Here is a 14,489-nt window from a genome sequence, read left to right as displayed (position 1 = left end):
ATTCAACGATGCGCCGCCTGTTGCTAGCTACCCTGTTTGGCGCCATCGGCGCTTGCGCCCAGGCGGCGCTACCGGAGCCGATCGCCAGGCTGGCCGCAGAAAAAGGCATTCCGCAAGACGCCATCGGGGCCGTGGTACTGCGCGGCGACCAGGTGCTGGTAGCGCACGAAGCTGCACGCACGTTCACGGCTGCTTCGACCATGAAGCTGTTCACCACCCTGGTGGGCCTGGAAGTGCTTGGGCCGCAATTCCGCGGCCGCACCGAATTGCGTACTTCCGGCGAAGTGGCGGGTGGCGTGCTGCACGGCGACCTGGTGCTGCGCGGCGGCGCCGATGGCGACTTCACCGCCGATGCCTTCACCCACATGCTGGAAAAGCTGCGCACCAAGGGCATCCGCCAGATCGACGGCAACCTGGTGCTGGACCGCCAGCTTTGGCAGCCGGCGCGTGCCGATGCCGGCGCAGCGCCGTTCGACGAGTCCCCCGAGGCTTACTACAACCTGATTCCCGATGCGCTGCTGCTGAACATGAACCTGCAGACACTCGACATCAGCTCCGACGCGAAGTCGATCAAGGCCAGCGTGCTGCCTGAGCTGGACAAGGTGCGGGTACGTTCGGAGCTGGCGCTGGTCGACCGCGACTGCGCCAGATGGGAGGACGGCTGGAAGATTCCGGAGTATGTGCGCGATGGCGCGTACCTGACCGTGGTGCTGAAAGGAACCTTCCCGCGCAATTGCAGCAAGACCAATGTGATCAACGTGCTGGACCGCACGGATTACGCCGAGCGGCTGTTCCGTGCGACTTGGGAGCGTCTTGGCGGCCAGTTCAACGGCCAGGCTTCCGAAGCGTCCGCCGAACAGTCGCGTGCCTTCAATAGTGGCGCATCCACGCTGCTGGCCGAGCACGTGAGCCGTTCTCTGCCCGAGATGGTACGCGATACCAACAAGCTCTCCGACAACGGCCTGGCCCGCACCATCTTCCTGAGCCTGGGCAGCCTGCAGGCCGATCCTGTGCAAGGCAGCCGCCCCTTGCCCGATGCCGCGCCGATGGAAATCCCCGGCGGCGCGGAAGCAGCGCCAGCACCGATGACCACCAACGCCCGCGCGGAAATGGTGATCCGCAACTGGCTGCGGGCCCACGGCATCGACGATACCGGCATGGTGTTCGAAAACGGCTCCGGCCTGTCGCGCATCGAACGCTTCAGCCCCGAGCAGATGGCAGGCCTGTTGAAAGCCGCGCAGAAATCGTTATGGGCGCCGGAATTCCTCACCAGCCTGCCGATTGCCGCCATTGATGGCACCATGAGGCGCCGCTTGAAAGACAGCCCTGCCGCCATGCAGGCTCGCATCAAGACCGGCTCGCTGAAGAACGTGGTCGCCATCGCCGGCTACGTCCCGGACGCCAGCGGCCAGCAATGCGTGGTGGTGGTCATGGTCAACCACGACCGCGCGGGCAACGGCAATGGCCGCGCGCTGGCGGACGGCTTGATCGACTGGGTCGCGCGCAGCGGAGGGCAGCAATAAATGGCAAAACAAAGTAAAGGCATTCCAACCGCGCTGCTGGCGGTCTTGGTTGCGGTGGCGGCGTATTGGTACTGGTCGCCGTTGCTCGTTGTGCACCAGATGAAAGAGGCGGTGCGGGCGCATGATGTGGCGGCGTTCAACAGCCACGTCGATTTTCCGGCGCTGCGCGAGAACATGAAAGACGATATCGCCGGCAAGCCCGGCGACGATGCACTGGCCGGCTTTGGGCGGCTGCTTGGCGGCGTGGTGGTGGATGCGCTGGTGCGGCCTGAGGCGGTGATGTTCGTGCTGGAGCATGGCGACTTTGCCAGGAAGCGCGGCGGGCACGAGGATCGCGACACGCGCGAGCGTGATCAGGAGCCACCTTCCGGCGAAGACAAGCCGAAGTGGATCACCGAGCGCGATGGCGTCAACCGCTACATCGTCCGCAACGACAAGGTCGCGCTGGTGTTCATCCGCAATGGCTTTGCGGACTGGAAGCTGTCCGAGTTCCGTTTATGACGCGCGATGCACCTTGCGCGTCGCCCACACGATCGGAAGGCTGAACAGGAAGATGTGCGACAGGATATCCATGCCCCATGAGAAGGCATTGAACGTCACCGGGCGCGGGAAGGCAGACAGCGGCAGCACCACCAGCCGCATGGTGAAGAACACCAGCAAACCGTAGCCGACAGCCGACAACAGCGGTTGCCGCGCCAGCGCCGGAATGCGCCGCGCGGCGAAGAAGAAGATCGCCATCCACCCAAAACTCAGGGCGAAATGGCAGGCCAGGCCGAATGCCGCAGCGGCTGCGCCGCCGGTGAAGGCCGCCTTGCCCAGCGCGCCGCTGGCCACCACTTGCAGCAGGCGTTCCGGCGGCAGGCCGTTATAGCCGGCGAAACCGATCGCAAACAGGATGTCCAGCAAGCCGCCCAGCGCGCCGCCGGTCAGGATTGCTCGTGTGGTAGACCAGGGCTGCTGCATGGCGGATGTCTCCTTATAGGACTTTGGTGTAATCGCGGCGCACCAGCACACGGTCGCCGCAGTCGAAATGCCACCATTCGCTGTTGATGCCAGCAAAACCTGCCTGGAACATGGCATCGCGCAGCAATTGGCGGTTGGCAATTTGCGCGGTGGTCAGTTCGCCGCTGGCGAGGTGCCGCGCCTCGAGCGCGGGATGGGACAATTCCGTCATGTCGTCGAATCCCGTGCCCATGTCGAGCTCCCGGCCGGAGGGGTCGAGGATGGTGATGTCGACCGCCATGCCGAAGGAATGGATCGAGCCGCGCTCCGGCGGCGCCAGGTACATCTGCAGGCTGGTGCCGGCCAGCGCATCCCACAGCTGCTCCTGCACACGGTGCGGGCGCAAGGCGTCGAGCAGCAGCACCTTGCAGCCTGGCGCCCGCCGCGCCAGATAAGCCACCACGCCTTCGATGGCGGCGGCCGCATCGCGATGCAGCCAGGCGCAATCCAGCGGCGAATACAGATCCCGCCCGACGAAGTTGTCCGGACCGGCATAACGCAGGTCGACCGCGATACCGTCGATAGTGCGCAGGTGGCGGAAATCGGGGCTGCCGGGAACATCTTCGCTGCGGATGATGTTGCTCATTACTTTCCTTGTTCGAGACAGGCGCGGGCCATGCTGGCGATCGAATCGGCCAGTTGGCGGGCGCCGTGCGACAGCGGTGCGTGGCTGTTCGTCAGCAGGAAAAGCTGGATCGGAATGCCCGGCGCCCACTGCCGCTTCTGGACTTTGGCCGGATCGGCCGATGCCGCCGTGAACGGATCGACCACGGCCAGGCCGGCACCGGCTTCCACCAGCGAACGGGCGATCTGGTAAGTCTGCACCGTGGTGCGAAAGTTGGGCTGGATACCTTGCGCTTCGCAGGAAGCGACAATCATCTCGCCCAGCGGATCATTGTCGGCATGGCCGATCAATTCACCGGTCAGGCCTTGCGCTGTCAGCGGCAAGCCGGCCTGGTCGCCGCGCCAGGTGCCGGCCGGCGCGATCACCGTCATCACGCCTTGCGCAATCGGCTCGGCGATGATGCCGGGATGGCGCGGGTCCTGCAGCGACAGCGCCATGTCGGTTTCGCCCAGGCGCAGGGTGTTGACGATCTCGGAGGTGTGGTGGGTGGCCAGTTCGCAGCGGGTGCCGGGGAATGCCTTGCGCCATTCGCTCATGGCTTGCGGCAGCACGCTGATGGCGATGGTCGGCGTCGAGACCAGGCGCACGGTTTCGACGGCGCGGCCTTTCAGGCTGGCGGCCAGGCGGCGGATGCCTTGCAGGTCGCGGTGCAGTTTTTCGGTTTCGGCAAACAGTCGGTGCGCTTCCGGTTTCGGGTACAGCTTGCCGCGCACGCGCTCGAACAGCGGCATACCCAGTTGCAGTTCGGCGTGCTGCAGCACCTTGGTCACGGCGGGCTGCGAAATGTGCAGCACCTGGGCGGCGCCACTGATGGTGCCGACCTGCATGATGGCGTGGAAAACTTCGATGTGGCGCAGCCGCATTGTCCTGGTTCCTCTTCCTCGGCGCCGCAGGTCCTCCCCGCAGCATGTGGGCAGGATAGGGGAAAGCAGGCCGCCGTGCAAACAGCCTTACTGTTTCGGCTTGGGCGCGGTCAGCACGTCGAGGATGGCGGCGGATTCGGCGTCGGGCACGCCGTCCCATTTGCTGTTGCGGTACTTGGCCTGGAAGGTCACCAGCACATTGTGGGTTTCCTGGTCGAGCACGCCGGTCTGCGGGGTGGCGTAGCCGTGCAGGGCCAGCTTTTGCTGGAACCAGGCGATGTCGGGCAGTTGGGCCTCGTATTGCGGGCGCGCGGCGGCGACGGCGTTGGCATCCGGCCAGGCGATCAGGCCCTCGTCGGCCAGGCGCTTCCATGGGAACACGGGACCCGGGTCCTGCTTGCGCTGCGGGGCGACGTCGGCATGGCCGAGGAAGTTTTCCGGCGCGATCTGGTGGCGTTCCTTGATCTGCTTGAGCAGGGCAACCAGCTGGTCCATCTGGCGCTCGCTAAAGCCGTACCAGTGGCGGCCGTCGGGCATGTCCTTGAAGCCGGGATTGACGATTTCGATGCCGATCGAGCTGTGGTTCAGCGCGGTATAGTTCTTCCAGCTGCTCAGGCCGGCGTGCCAGGCGGCGCGGTTTTCGTCGACCAGGGCGTAGACGCGCGGCTCATTCTCGTCGGTGACCAGGTAGTGTGCGCTCACTTCCTTCTCGGTCAGCAGCTTGATCGAGAGCGGCAGGTCGGCCACGGTGTAGTGGATCACCACGAAGCGTACCCGGCTGCTCTGCCCCTTGGACGTCAGTGAATGGTCGATGTTTGGCAATTGCGTGGTACAACCGGTCAGCAAGGCGATCAGGGAAGCGAGCAGCAGTTTTTTCATGGTTTCCTTAGTTGCGGGGCCGGGCGGCCATCCGGGCAGCCGCATGATGCGGCCTGGCGCTGCGTTTTTGCAAATGGAATCCAGGCGGCAAGTCGGCGCGCATGGCTTCGAAGATCAGGGGATGCAGTTCGGCGGCGCGGCCGGACAAGATGATCGGCCGCTCGCCGAAACGCGTCACCAGTGCCAGCGCCAGGCGCGCCAGTTCGCGGCCGGCCTGCAGCAGGATGTGGCGGGCGGCCGGGTCGGCGCCCGCGCTCATGGCGACGGCCAGCGCCAGCTGACCGATGGCGCCGCGTTCCTGGGCATACATGAAGTTGCGCGAGAAGGACCAGTCGCTGCCGCCCACGTGATCGAACACCGCATGGGCCATCGGGGAATCCTCCCAGGAACCGGGCTGCTCGTCCTCGCCGCGCCAGATGCGGCGCATCGCTTCGCGCGCAATCCAGAAACCGCCGCCAGCGTCGTCCAGCATGACGCCGCGGCCGCCGGCACGGTGGAATTCACCTTGCTCGTCGATGAAGGCGGCAATCGAGCCGGTGCCGGCGTAGACCAGGTAGCCCTGGCCAGGCTCAAAGGCATCGAGATAAGCGACTTCGATATCGTTGCAGAGGGTAATCGCGTCAAGGCGCACGCCGAGCAAGGTGGACAGCCAGTCCATCAGGACATTGCCTTCGCCGCCGAACCCGGTCAGCCCGGCGCAGATGCGCAAGGGCTTGCCGGCATCCAGCACGTCCTGCGCCAATTGGCTGAACGTGGCGTGCACTTGCTCGCGGCCGGCCGGCTTGGCCATCATCAGGGCCGATAGCCCGGCGACCGTGCCTTCGGACACAATTTCGCCTGCCGGGTCGGAGAGCGCCCAGCGTGTTTCCGTGCCGCCAGCATCGATTCCCAGCCCTAAGGTACGATCGGTGTCAGGTTTGCCCATGATCTGTCGAGTGTACGTTGAAACGCTGTCATATTGACATGAAAGCGTGTGGGGCACTCATTCCAAAAAGTTATAAGGCAGCGGAAACTCTTGGACTTTCGTTACCTAAGCGGTCGACCGCCGACACCACCACGCTGCGGGCGGGCACGCCGTTATCGTCGGTCAGCACCACGTCGCTGCGGCCGGCCGGCACCACATTGAAACGCCATTCCTCGCCGTAGCGCGCCCAGATCGCAAGATGGGTCGCGCGGCCGGCGTTGCCCAGGGTGAGCGCCAAGCCGCTGGCGTGGCGCTTGACCGCCACCGTCGGCGCGGGCGGCGCCTCGCTGCCCAGCCACGGCGAAGCCGGCACCAGGGCCGGTCCCTGGTAGCTGGTGGCTTTCAGGTGGTCGCTCACGCCTTTGCGGTTTTGCATCAGCGCGGCGATGCTGAAGTGGATGTGGCCATTCGCATTGGGCCGGCTGCGCATGACATCGACCTGCTGCACGATTTCGTCGGCCGTAAAGGACTTGCTGCTGTCGTCGATGCGGCTGGTGTACAGGCCCGGCCAGATATGGCGGCCACGCTTGTTCTGGCCCAGCCAGTAATCGAGCAGCACCGGGAAGGCTTGCGGCTGCTGGGCGATCGGCCAGTAAAGTTGCGGCGCCAGGTAATCGAGCCAGCCGTTCTGCAGCCACAATTCGGCATCGGCATACAGCTTGTCGTACTGGCTGAAGCCCTGGATGCCGGGCGGGCGGCGGTCCGGACGGCCGATGCCGAAGGGACTGATGCCAAAGCGCACCCACGATTTTTCCTTGTGGATGCCGGTGTAGATTGCTTCAATCAACTGGTTGACGTTCTGGCGGCGCCAGTTGGCGCGCTCCAGGGTGCCGCCGCCTTGCAGGTAACGCTGGTAGGGCGCGCCGTCGGGAAAGTCCAGCTCCGGTTTGTTGCCGTTCGAAGGCGCGTCCAGCGCTGCCTCGCCGCCATTGGCGCCGGGAGCTTCGATCGGGTAGGGGTAGAAATAATCATCGATGTGGACACCGTCGATGTCGTAACGGCGCACCACGTCCAGGATCACGTCCAGCGTTTGCCGGGCGGCGGCGTCCTCGCCCGGGTCCATCCACAGGAACTTGCCGTACTGGCGCACCAGTTGCGGCTTGCTGTTGGCGATGTGCTCGCGCGCATTCGGCGTGCGCGCGGCGGAATGACGGGCGCGGTAGGGGTTGAACCATGCGTGCAGTTCGAGGCCGCGGGCATGGGCCTGCGCGATCCAGAACGCCAGCGGGTCCCATGCCGGCTCGGGGGCCTTGCCTTGCTGGCCGGTCAGGAATTCGGACCAGGGTTCGAGCTTGGACGGGTAGATGGCGTCGGCGCTGGGACGCACCTGCAGCACGATGGCGTTCAGGTGCAGCGATTTGGCGCGGTCCAGGATGGCAAGGGCTTCGGCCTGCTGGCGCGCCGGCGGCAGATTGCTGCGGCTGGGCCAGTCGATGTTGGCGACGGTCGACACCCAGGCGGCGCGGAATTCGCGCGGCGCGGCAGGCGGCTGCTCGCCGGTGACGCGTTGCTGCAGCGGTGCAGGAGTTGTACCCGTCGGCGGAGCCGGCGCATTGCCGCTCCCGCCACCAGGGGGCGAAGCCGCAGCTTCACCAGCGGCTGGCACGGTGGGCGTCGACGAGCACGCCCCCATGAATGCGGCCACGCCGGCCGCGGCGGCGGCTATGGTCAGCCGCCTTCTCGCATTGAAAACCAAAACCTAACCCTCACTCAGCAGGAAACGTATTCTACCTATTCCCGGCCAAAGTCCGGATCTATCTTGATCAGTGCGGTCATGACGAAAGCCGGTATCGTTGCCGTGCAGACATAAATGAAGAAATGCTGGTAGCCGAGGTACTCCTGGATCGCGCCGCTGGCCATCTGCGGAATCATCATCCCCAACGCCATGAAGCCGGTGCAGATGGAATAATGCGCGGTCTTGTGCTCGCCCTGGCTGATCATGATCATGTACATCATGAAAGAGGTGAAGCCGAGGCCATAGCCGAACTGCTCCACCGCCAGGCAGGCCGCAATCCAGGCGAAATTCTGGGGCTGCGCCTGCGACAGGTAGACGAAGATCAGGTCCGGGATATGGATCGCAATCGCAAAAGGCCACAGGCAGCGCTTCAAGCCGAAGCGCCCGATCAGCCAGCCGCCCACCAGGCCACCGAGGATCAAACCGATAATGCCGATGGTGCCGTAGGCAATGCCCACGTCCGCGGTGCTCAGTCCAAGGCCGCCTTTTTCCAGCGGGTCTTTCAGGAACGGCACCACCATCTTCAGCAGCTGCGATTCGCCGAGGCGGAACAGCAGCAGGAACAGCAGGATGACGACAATGCCGTCCTTGCGGAAGAAGGCCGTGAAAGTCGCGAAGAATTCCTGCATCGGCGCCGACGAATGCGCGGCCGGCTGGTCTTCGGCCGGCCGCGGCAGCACGAAGAAATGATAGATCGCCAGCGCCAGGAAGATCGCGCCGGTCACGCCGAAGGTGATGGCCCAGGCCATGTGGGGGTTGCCGTGATACTTGATGATTTCGCCGGCCAGGAACAACAGGCCGCCATTGCAGGCCACGTTGGCCGCGCGATAGAAAGTGCTGCGCACGCCGACGAATTCGGCCTGCTGCTTCTGGCGCAGGCCAAGCATGTAGAAGCCGTCCGCGGCGATATCGTGGGTGGCGGAACTGAATGCCATCAGCCACATGACGCCAAGGCTGAGCTGGAAGAAGTTCGATAGCGGCAGTGTAAATGCGACAGCCGCCAGCGACACGCCGAGCACCATCTGCAGGATGGCGACCCATGAGCGCTTGGTGCCGAACATCTCGATCAGGGGAGACCAGAGCGGCTTGATCACCCAGGGCAGGTACAACCAGCCGGTGTAGAACGCCATCTCCGTGTTGGAGATGCCAAGATCCTTGTACATGGCGGTGGACAGCGCCATCACCACAAAGTAGGGAATGCCCTGGTTGAAATACAGTGTCGGGACCCAGCCCCAAGGGCTGCGTTGCTGCGCTCGATCCATTACGTCCTTTCTTATCGGCCGGGACGAGCGCAGGAGCGGATCAAATGGTGAGTGCGCCGCGCACGCTGCCCCTGGCCTGGTCCAGCAAGTCTCCCGCCTGCTGCACCGTGGTTTTCTTTAACAGGGCGACCACCGCCACTTTGACGTGGAAGCCGCACTGTTCCAGCGCTGTGCGGGCTGCCGCTTCATCGGCACCGGTGGCGTGCATGGTGAGCCGCACCGTGCGCGCAAACAGCTTCGCATTGGTCGGCTTCAAGTCTACCATCAAGTTTCCATAAACCTTGTGCAAGCGCACCATGATCGCGCTGGAAATCGTGTTCAGCACGATCTTCTGCGAAGTGCCGGCTTTCAGGCGCGTGCTGCCGGAAATGATCTCGTGGCCGGTGTCGAGGGTGATGCCGATTTCGGCTTCCTGCGCCACCGGCGCAGCGGGGTTGTTGGCGATACCGATGGTCAACGCGCCGGCTTTGCGCGCGGCGTCCACGGCGCCCAGCACATACGGCGTGGTGCCCGACGCGGCGAGCGCCAGCACCACGTCATTGCGGCCCGGGTTCAGCGCCAGCAGGTCGCGGGCGCCCTGTGCGCGGTCATCCTCCGCGCCTTCCACTGCCTTGAACATGGCTTCCATCCCGCCGGCGAGGACGGCGACGGCGCGTTCGCGCGGCCAGGAAAAGGTGGGATACAGCTCAACACTGTCGAGTACGCCGAGCCGGCCGGAGGTACCGGCGCCGACATACAGCAGGCGGCCGCCCGCTTCGATGCGGGGCACGGCTGCTTCGACTGCTTTGGCAATCGCGGGGACCGCGGCACGCACGGCTTGCACCGCGCTGAGCTGGTCATCGGCAAAAGCGGCGACCAGCTGCTCTATCGGATATTGGTCCAGCTCGCGATGTTGGGAGCTGGGCGTTTCGGTCTTCAGCATAAAACGAGTGTAATGCCAAATTGCCCGGCCCGCCCATGCCAGGTCTTGCGGGACTTATGTCCCGAAGTTATGCCCCGGCTTATGCAGCCCGGCGCATTTCCGCCACAAAATCGTAATGATCGCTGCGGCAGTAGGAATGCGTGAGCTCGATCGCCTGGCCCGACTCAAGATAAGCGATACGGGTAATAAACAATACGGCCTGGCCCTCCGGCACTTCCAGCTGGCGCGCCAGCTCGGCCGAAGCATTCATGGCGCGGATGTGCTGCAACGCGCGCGCCGGCCCTTTGCCAACCGAATCCAGGTATTGGTAAAGCGAATCGCCGATCAACTCCGGATTCGGCACGATGGTTTGCGGCAGCACCGAAACTTCATACGCCATCACGACATCGTCCGCCAGGCGCAGGCGCTCAAGGCGGGCCACCCGCGTATTCGGCGACAGGCCCAGGCTCAGCTGTTCGTCGGCACTGGCCGCCACCAGAGCGCGCTTGAGCCAGCGCGAGCCCGGCTTGTAACCGCGCTGCGAGAGTTGTTCCGAGAAGCTGGTCAGGTTCGACAGCGGTTGCTCAATGCGCGGTGCGATGTAGTTGCCCGAACCGCGGCGGCGCACCACCAGGCCTTGGTCCACCAACTGGTCGATGGCCTTGCGGGCGGTCACGCGCGAAACGTTCAGCAATTCAGAGAGAGTGCGTTCGGAAGGCAGCGCCTGGTCGACCTGGTAACGTCCGTTTCGAACATCGTCGCTCAACTTGCGGGCAATCTGCATGTACAGCGGCGAATTGTCTTGTTGATCTGGTTTGAATTCAACGCTGGTGAGGCTCATTACATTTCTCCTATAACTGCTAGTGTAATAGCGAAAGTGAAATCACGCTGCTCTTTTCATTTAGCTTTAAGGCCCGATACACCGGGGTTATAGGCAGATAATCAGTTTTCATTGGCTGGCCAAATGGACAGCGCCGTATGCTGTTTGCAAAAGGAGAATGCATGCAAAAAGGGATGAGCGTCCTGGTCGGCGCAGTACTGTTGGGCAGTATCGGCCACGCCTGGGCCAGCAAGCTCGATACGGAATTGGCGGCCATCGTCAACGATGCGCAGCATCCGCTGGCGGGCTTGTCGGTGTTGGCGATCCGCGATGGCAAGGTGGCTTATCAACAACAATTCGGCCTGCGCCGGCTTGCTGCGACGGGTCGCGGTGTCACTGCCCCGGTCACGCCGCAGACCATGTTCCGCATTGCATCCATCTCCAAAATGATGACCGCCTTCGGCGTGATGAAGCTGGTCGAAGAAGGCAAGCTCAAACTCGACACCGATGCCGGCGAATACCTTGGCTTTGCATTGCGCAATCCGAATTACCCGAACCGCGCGATCACGCTGCGGCATTTGCTGAGCCACACGTCTACGCTGCGCGACGACGACGGCTACTTCTGGAGTGCCGGCACGGCCTTGCGCGAAGTGCTGGTCCCGACAGGCAAAATGTGGGCACGCGATGGCGAACCTGGCCGGTATTTCACCTATGCCAACTTGAACTGGGCTGTCATCGGTACCATCATGGAGCGTGTCACAGGCGAACGTTTCGACCGCCTGATGCAGCGCCTGCTGCTGGCACCGATGGGGCTGCGCGGCGGCTATAACCCGGCCGGGTTCAGCCAGCAGGAGGTGGCCGATACCGCCACGTTGTACCGTCGCCGCACGCGTGACACGGAAGTCTGGGACAGCAAGGGTCCCTGGATTGCACAGGCCGACGACTTCGGTGTGCTTGCGCCCCAGGAGCCGCCGGGCCTCGACCAGTACGTGATCGGCACCAATGCCACGCCATTCAGCCCGACCGGTGGACTGCGCCTGTCGGCCGGCGATCTGGGCAAGATCATGCTCATGCTGATCAACCAGGGCCGCCACGAGGGCCAGCAGGTGATCGCGCCGGCATCGCTGGCCGTGATGTTCGGTGAGCAGTGGCGCTTCAACGGCAGTAATGGCCAGACACTGAAGGGGCTCTACCATAGCTGGGGCCTGGGCACGCAGCGCTTTGCCGACGTGCGGGGCAATATGGGCGGCATGCCGAAGAATGGCCGCTTCCATGCGGTCGGCCACCTGGGCGAAGCTTATGGCCTGGTCGCCACCTTCGCCGTAGACTTAAAGAAGAAGCAGGGCATCGTGTCCCTGATCGGTGGCTTTGGCAGCGATCCGGATGCCGATCCCGGCCTGCATTCGGCGCACACGCGTGCCGAGGAAAGGATCCTTGATGCAATTTACCAACGCGCCATCCTGGGCCGCGGCGACTGAACTACAATACGTCTAATTTGCCGCAGGGAAACATGCGCTTTGTGACCTGCGGAATCCGGAGACTGAATGGCGAGAGCACGGCATGTAGTGGTGATTGGCGGAGGCGTAGTCGGCCTGGCGTCGGCGTGGTGGCTGCTGGAGGCAGGCTTCCGCGTGACCCTGCTCGAACGCTTTCCGACCGTTGCCAGCGCCGCCAGCTATCGCAATGGCGGCCAGCTAAGCTATCGCTATGTCTCGCCGTTGGCAGACGAGGGAGTGCCGAAGAAGGCCATGCAATGGCTGTTTGAGCGCGACGGCCCGTTCCGTTTCCGTCCCGAGGCCGATTACCGCCAGTGGCGCTGGATGGCGCAATTCCTGGCCAATTGCAAGGCGGAGGCCAATGCCCGCACGACCGCCAAGCTGCTTCAGCTCGGCGAATTGAGCCGGCTGTCCCTGTCGATATTGGAACTGAAACTGCCGCTGTCGGAGTTCAACTGGCGCAATGCCGGCAAGCTGGTGGTTTATCGCAGCGAAGAAGCCTTCAGGGCGGCGCTGGACAAGCCCGATAACGATGAAAACCGCGCCGTGCTGTGGGGTCGCGACACGGCCCGCATCGAACCTGCCCTGGCGCAGATGGCGGGCAGGCTGGCTGGCGGCATTTTCAATCCCGGCGAGGCGGTGGCCGATTGCTACGCCTTCTGCCTGGCGCTGGAAAAGCGCATCTATGCCCACCCCCGCTTCGAGCGCTGCATGCATACGGCGGCGCGCACCATCTTCGTCGAGAACGGCAAGGTAACGGCGATTGAGACCGACGCCGGCTGGCTGTCGGCCGATCACTATGTGCTGGCAGCCGGCATCCAGAGCCGCGACCTGGCTGCCACGGCCAATCTCGACCTGCCCATGTATCCGCTGAAAGGCTACAGCCTGACCGCGCCGATCCGCAGCGAGCACGTGGCGCCCAATATCAGCGTGACAGACTTCGAGCGCAAGACGCTGTACGCCCGGATTGGCAAGGAATTGCGGATCGCCGCCATGGTCGACATGGTGGGCGAAAGCACGCGTATCGACCGCCGCCGCATCGCCAGCCTGTCCCGCCTGGCGCGCGAATCGATGCCGAATGCCGCTGACTACGACAAAGCGGAAGCCTGGGCCGGCCTGCGTCCGGCCACGCCCAACAGCGCCCCGATCATCGGTCCCACGCCTTACCCCAACCTGTGGCTCAATGTTGGCCACGGCCCCCTCGGCTTTACTTTTGCCTGCGGCAGTGCCAGTTTGCTGGCCACGCTGATGCGCGGCAAAGAGCCGCCGTTTGAGCTCGATTGCCTGGCGTACAAACGCTAGCCCAGATATTCTGCCGGCACGGCTTCAGTCAGCCAGATGCCGTTTTCCGAAAGATAGAAGAGGTGGCCATCACGTGCCATCTGGCCCGATGCCACGGTCAGGATCACGGGTTTGCCGTGCCGGCTGCCCACTTTTTGGGCTGTTTCCATGTCCAACGACAGATGTACGTGCTGGCGCGAGGCCGGATGCAGGCCGCTTGCGCGGATCGAATCCAGGAAACGCGTGGCGGTACCATGATAAAGCTGCTCCGGCGGCATTTGGGGTGACAGCCCGAGCGCGATATCGACCGAATGGCCTTGGTTGGCCCGGATTTTCATGCCATCGGCGCTGATCGCGAATCGCTGCTTGTCGCTGTTCTTTACGATGGACTCAATCAGGGGACGACTCAAATTGGTCCCGCCGGCGTTGGCAAGGGCAATCAATTCGTCAATCGATGCCCATCCATTCTGGTCCAGTACGAGCCCGATTTCTTCTGGTTTATGACGCAAGACCAGGCTCAGGAACTTGCTTTTACTGACTTCATTCATGCCGATATGTTATCACTTGGCACTGTCGCCTTTCTTTACTGTGCAGCAGGACGGAATTTTCGGGAATGCAGGATGAGCAGAGCGAAGCCCAATCCCAGCAATGCGAACGTCCCCGGCTCAGGCAATGCCACCACGACTGGCACCTGGACCGGCGGCTCAATAAGCGGCGGCGTACCGGGCAGTCCTGGCTGGGTCGGAGGCAAGGTCGCGCCGGGCGTGCTGGCGGGCGGATCTGCCGTGGTCAAGGGTGGTGGCAAGCCCCTGAAAGGCGGAGGCCTGCGATTGAAATAGGACGCCGGCGGCTGGGTGTAGTTCATGTAGCTGAACTGGATACTGTTGACGGTATAGGGGGACTGGGTCGAGATGATCGGATCCGCAAGCGCCTGGCCCCCGGTCAGGACAAAGCAGGCCAGCATACAAATCTTGAACAAGGCATCCGCTTTCATTTTGCGCTCCATCGAGGGGTGGCGAAAACTTCAAGCTAGACGATGCATCAACTGTACCTGTGCCTAAGTACCTGATTATCCAGTGCCATCCGGCGGCTACCGGGCCATGCGTAAAGATTGGCGACGCGCCAATAGCGCTACTTG

15 protein-coding genes are annotated in these 14,489 nt (G+C 63.5%); 4 read left to right on the top strand and 11 right to left on the bottom strand.

The features are described 5' to 3' along the window. The first annotated feature begins 8 nt into the window (after positions 1–8). Positions 9–1,523, top strand: coding sequence for a D-alanyl-D-alanine carboxypeptidase/D-alanyl-D-alanine endopeptidase (gene dacB, locus BM269_RS04265; RefSeq protein WP_090435793.1), 1,515 nt, complete (start codon positions 9–11; stop codon positions 1,521–1,523). Next, complete coding sequence (locus tag BM269_RS04260) at positions 1,524–2,024, top strand: DUF2939 domain-containing protein (protein WP_090435792.1); 501 nt, start codon at positions 1,524–1,526, stop codon at positions 2,022–2,024. It begins immediately after the preceding gene. On the opposite strand, the gene BM269_RS04255 is transcribed toward BM269_RS04260, so the two are convergent. From BM269_RS04255 to BM269_RS04215, 9 genes are all read right to left on the bottom strand, one after another. After that, positions 2,019–2,486, bottom strand: coding sequence for a hypothetical protein (locus BM269_RS04255; RefSeq protein WP_090435791.1), 468 nt, complete (start codon positions 2,484–2,486; stop codon positions 2,019–2,021). The genes BM269_RS04260 and BM269_RS04255 overlap by 6 nt on opposite strands. 13 nt (positions 2,487–2,499) lie before the next feature. Continuing rightward, entirely contained in the window at positions 2,500–3,111 is a 612-nt protein-coding gene (locus tag BM269_RS04250; protein ID WP_090435790.1) for a M15 family metallopeptidase, read from the bottom strand. Next, positions 3,111–4,013 carry a LysR family transcriptional regulator gene (locus BM269_RS04245; RefSeq protein ID WP_090435789.1) on the bottom strand — a complete coding sequence of 301 codons (903 nt, stop codon included), beginning with the start codon at positions 4,011–4,013 and terminating at the stop codon, positions 3,111–3,113. The genes BM269_RS04250 and BM269_RS04245 overlap by 1 nt, the downstream gene beginning before the upstream one ends. Before the next feature lie 87 nt (positions 4,014–4,100). Continuing rightward, complete coding sequence (locus BM269_RS04240) at positions 4,101–4,892, bottom strand: N-acetylmuramoyl-L-alanine amidase (protein ID WP_090435788.1); 792 nt, start codon at positions 4,890–4,892, stop codon at positions 4,101–4,103. Positions 4,893–4,899: 7 nt separating this feature from the next. Then, positions 4,900–5,817 carry an N-acetylglucosamine kinase gene (locus BM269_RS04235; protein WP_090435787.1) on the bottom strand — a complete coding sequence of 306 codons (918 nt, stop codon included), beginning with the start codon at positions 5,815–5,817 and terminating at the stop codon, positions 4,900–4,902. A 70-nt stretch (positions 5,818–5,887) separates the two neighbouring features. Then, positions 5,888–7,552 carry a glycoside hydrolase family 10-like protein gene (locus BM269_RS04230; RefSeq protein WP_373994377.1) on the bottom strand — a complete coding sequence of 555 codons (1,665 nt, stop codon included), beginning with the start codon at positions 7,550–7,552 and terminating at the stop codon, positions 5,888–5,890. A 35-nt stretch (positions 7,553–7,587) separates the two neighbouring features. Continuing rightward, entirely contained in the window at positions 7,588–8,853 is a 1,266-nt protein-coding gene (locus BM269_RS04225) for an MFS transporter (RefSeq protein WP_090435786.1), read from the bottom strand. A gap of 40 nt (positions 8,854–8,893) precedes the next feature. After that, entirely contained in the window at positions 8,894–9,775 is an 882-nt protein-coding gene (gene murQ, locus BM269_RS04220) for an N-acetylmuramic acid 6-phosphate etherase (RefSeq protein WP_090435785.1), read from the bottom strand. 79 nt (positions 9,776–9,854) lie between these two features. Beyond that, the gene (locus BM269_RS04215) at positions 9,855–10,595 is read right to left on the bottom strand and encodes a GntR family transcriptional regulator (RefSeq protein ID WP_055939138.1); all 741 of its coding nucleotides are present in this window, start codon (positions 10,593–10,595) and stop codon (positions 9,855–9,857) included. 161 nt (positions 10,596–10,756) lie between these two features. On the opposite strand from BM269_RS04215, the gene BM269_RS04210 reads away from it, so the two are divergent. Both BM269_RS04210 and BM269_RS04205 read left to right on the top strand, forming a co-directional pair. Continuing rightward, positions 10,757–12,052, top strand: a complete 1,296-nt coding sequence (locus BM269_RS04210; protein WP_090435784.1) for a serine hydrolase domain-containing protein — start codon at positions 10,757–10,759, stop codon at positions 12,050–12,052. 66 nt (positions 12,053–12,118) lie between these two features. Beyond that, positions 12,119–13,372, top strand: coding sequence for a D-amino acid dehydrogenase (locus BM269_RS04205; RefSeq protein WP_090435783.1), 1,254 nt, complete (start codon positions 12,119–12,121; stop codon positions 13,370–13,372). On the opposite strand, the gene BM269_RS04200 is transcribed toward BM269_RS04205, so the two are convergent. Both BM269_RS04200 and BM269_RS04195 read right to left on the bottom strand, forming a co-directional pair. After that, positions 13,369–13,899 carry an RNA 2'-phosphotransferase gene (locus BM269_RS04200; RefSeq protein ID WP_090435782.1) on the bottom strand — a complete coding sequence of 177 codons (531 nt, stop codon included), beginning with the start codon at positions 13,897–13,899 and terminating at the stop codon, positions 13,369–13,371. The two genes, BM269_RS04205 and BM269_RS04200, sit on opposite strands and share 4 nt — an antisense overlap. A gap of 35 nt (positions 13,900–13,934) precedes the next feature. Further along, complete coding sequence (locus tag BM269_RS04195) at positions 13,935–14,345, bottom strand: PEP-CTERM sorting domain-containing protein (RefSeq protein WP_139232661.1); 411 nt, start codon at positions 14,343–14,345, stop codon at positions 13,935–13,937. Between the last annotated feature and the right edge of the window lie 144 nt (positions 14,346–14,489).

The sequence above is a fragment of the Duganella sp. CF458 genome, assembly GCF_900113115.1.
In the GTDB taxonomy this organism is placed as follows: domain Bacteria; phylum Pseudomonadota; class Gammaproteobacteria; order Burkholderiales; family Burkholderiaceae_D; genus Rugamonas.
Note: the sequence above shows the minus strand (reverse complement) of the source record. Positions and strands in the feature narration are given on the sequence as shown.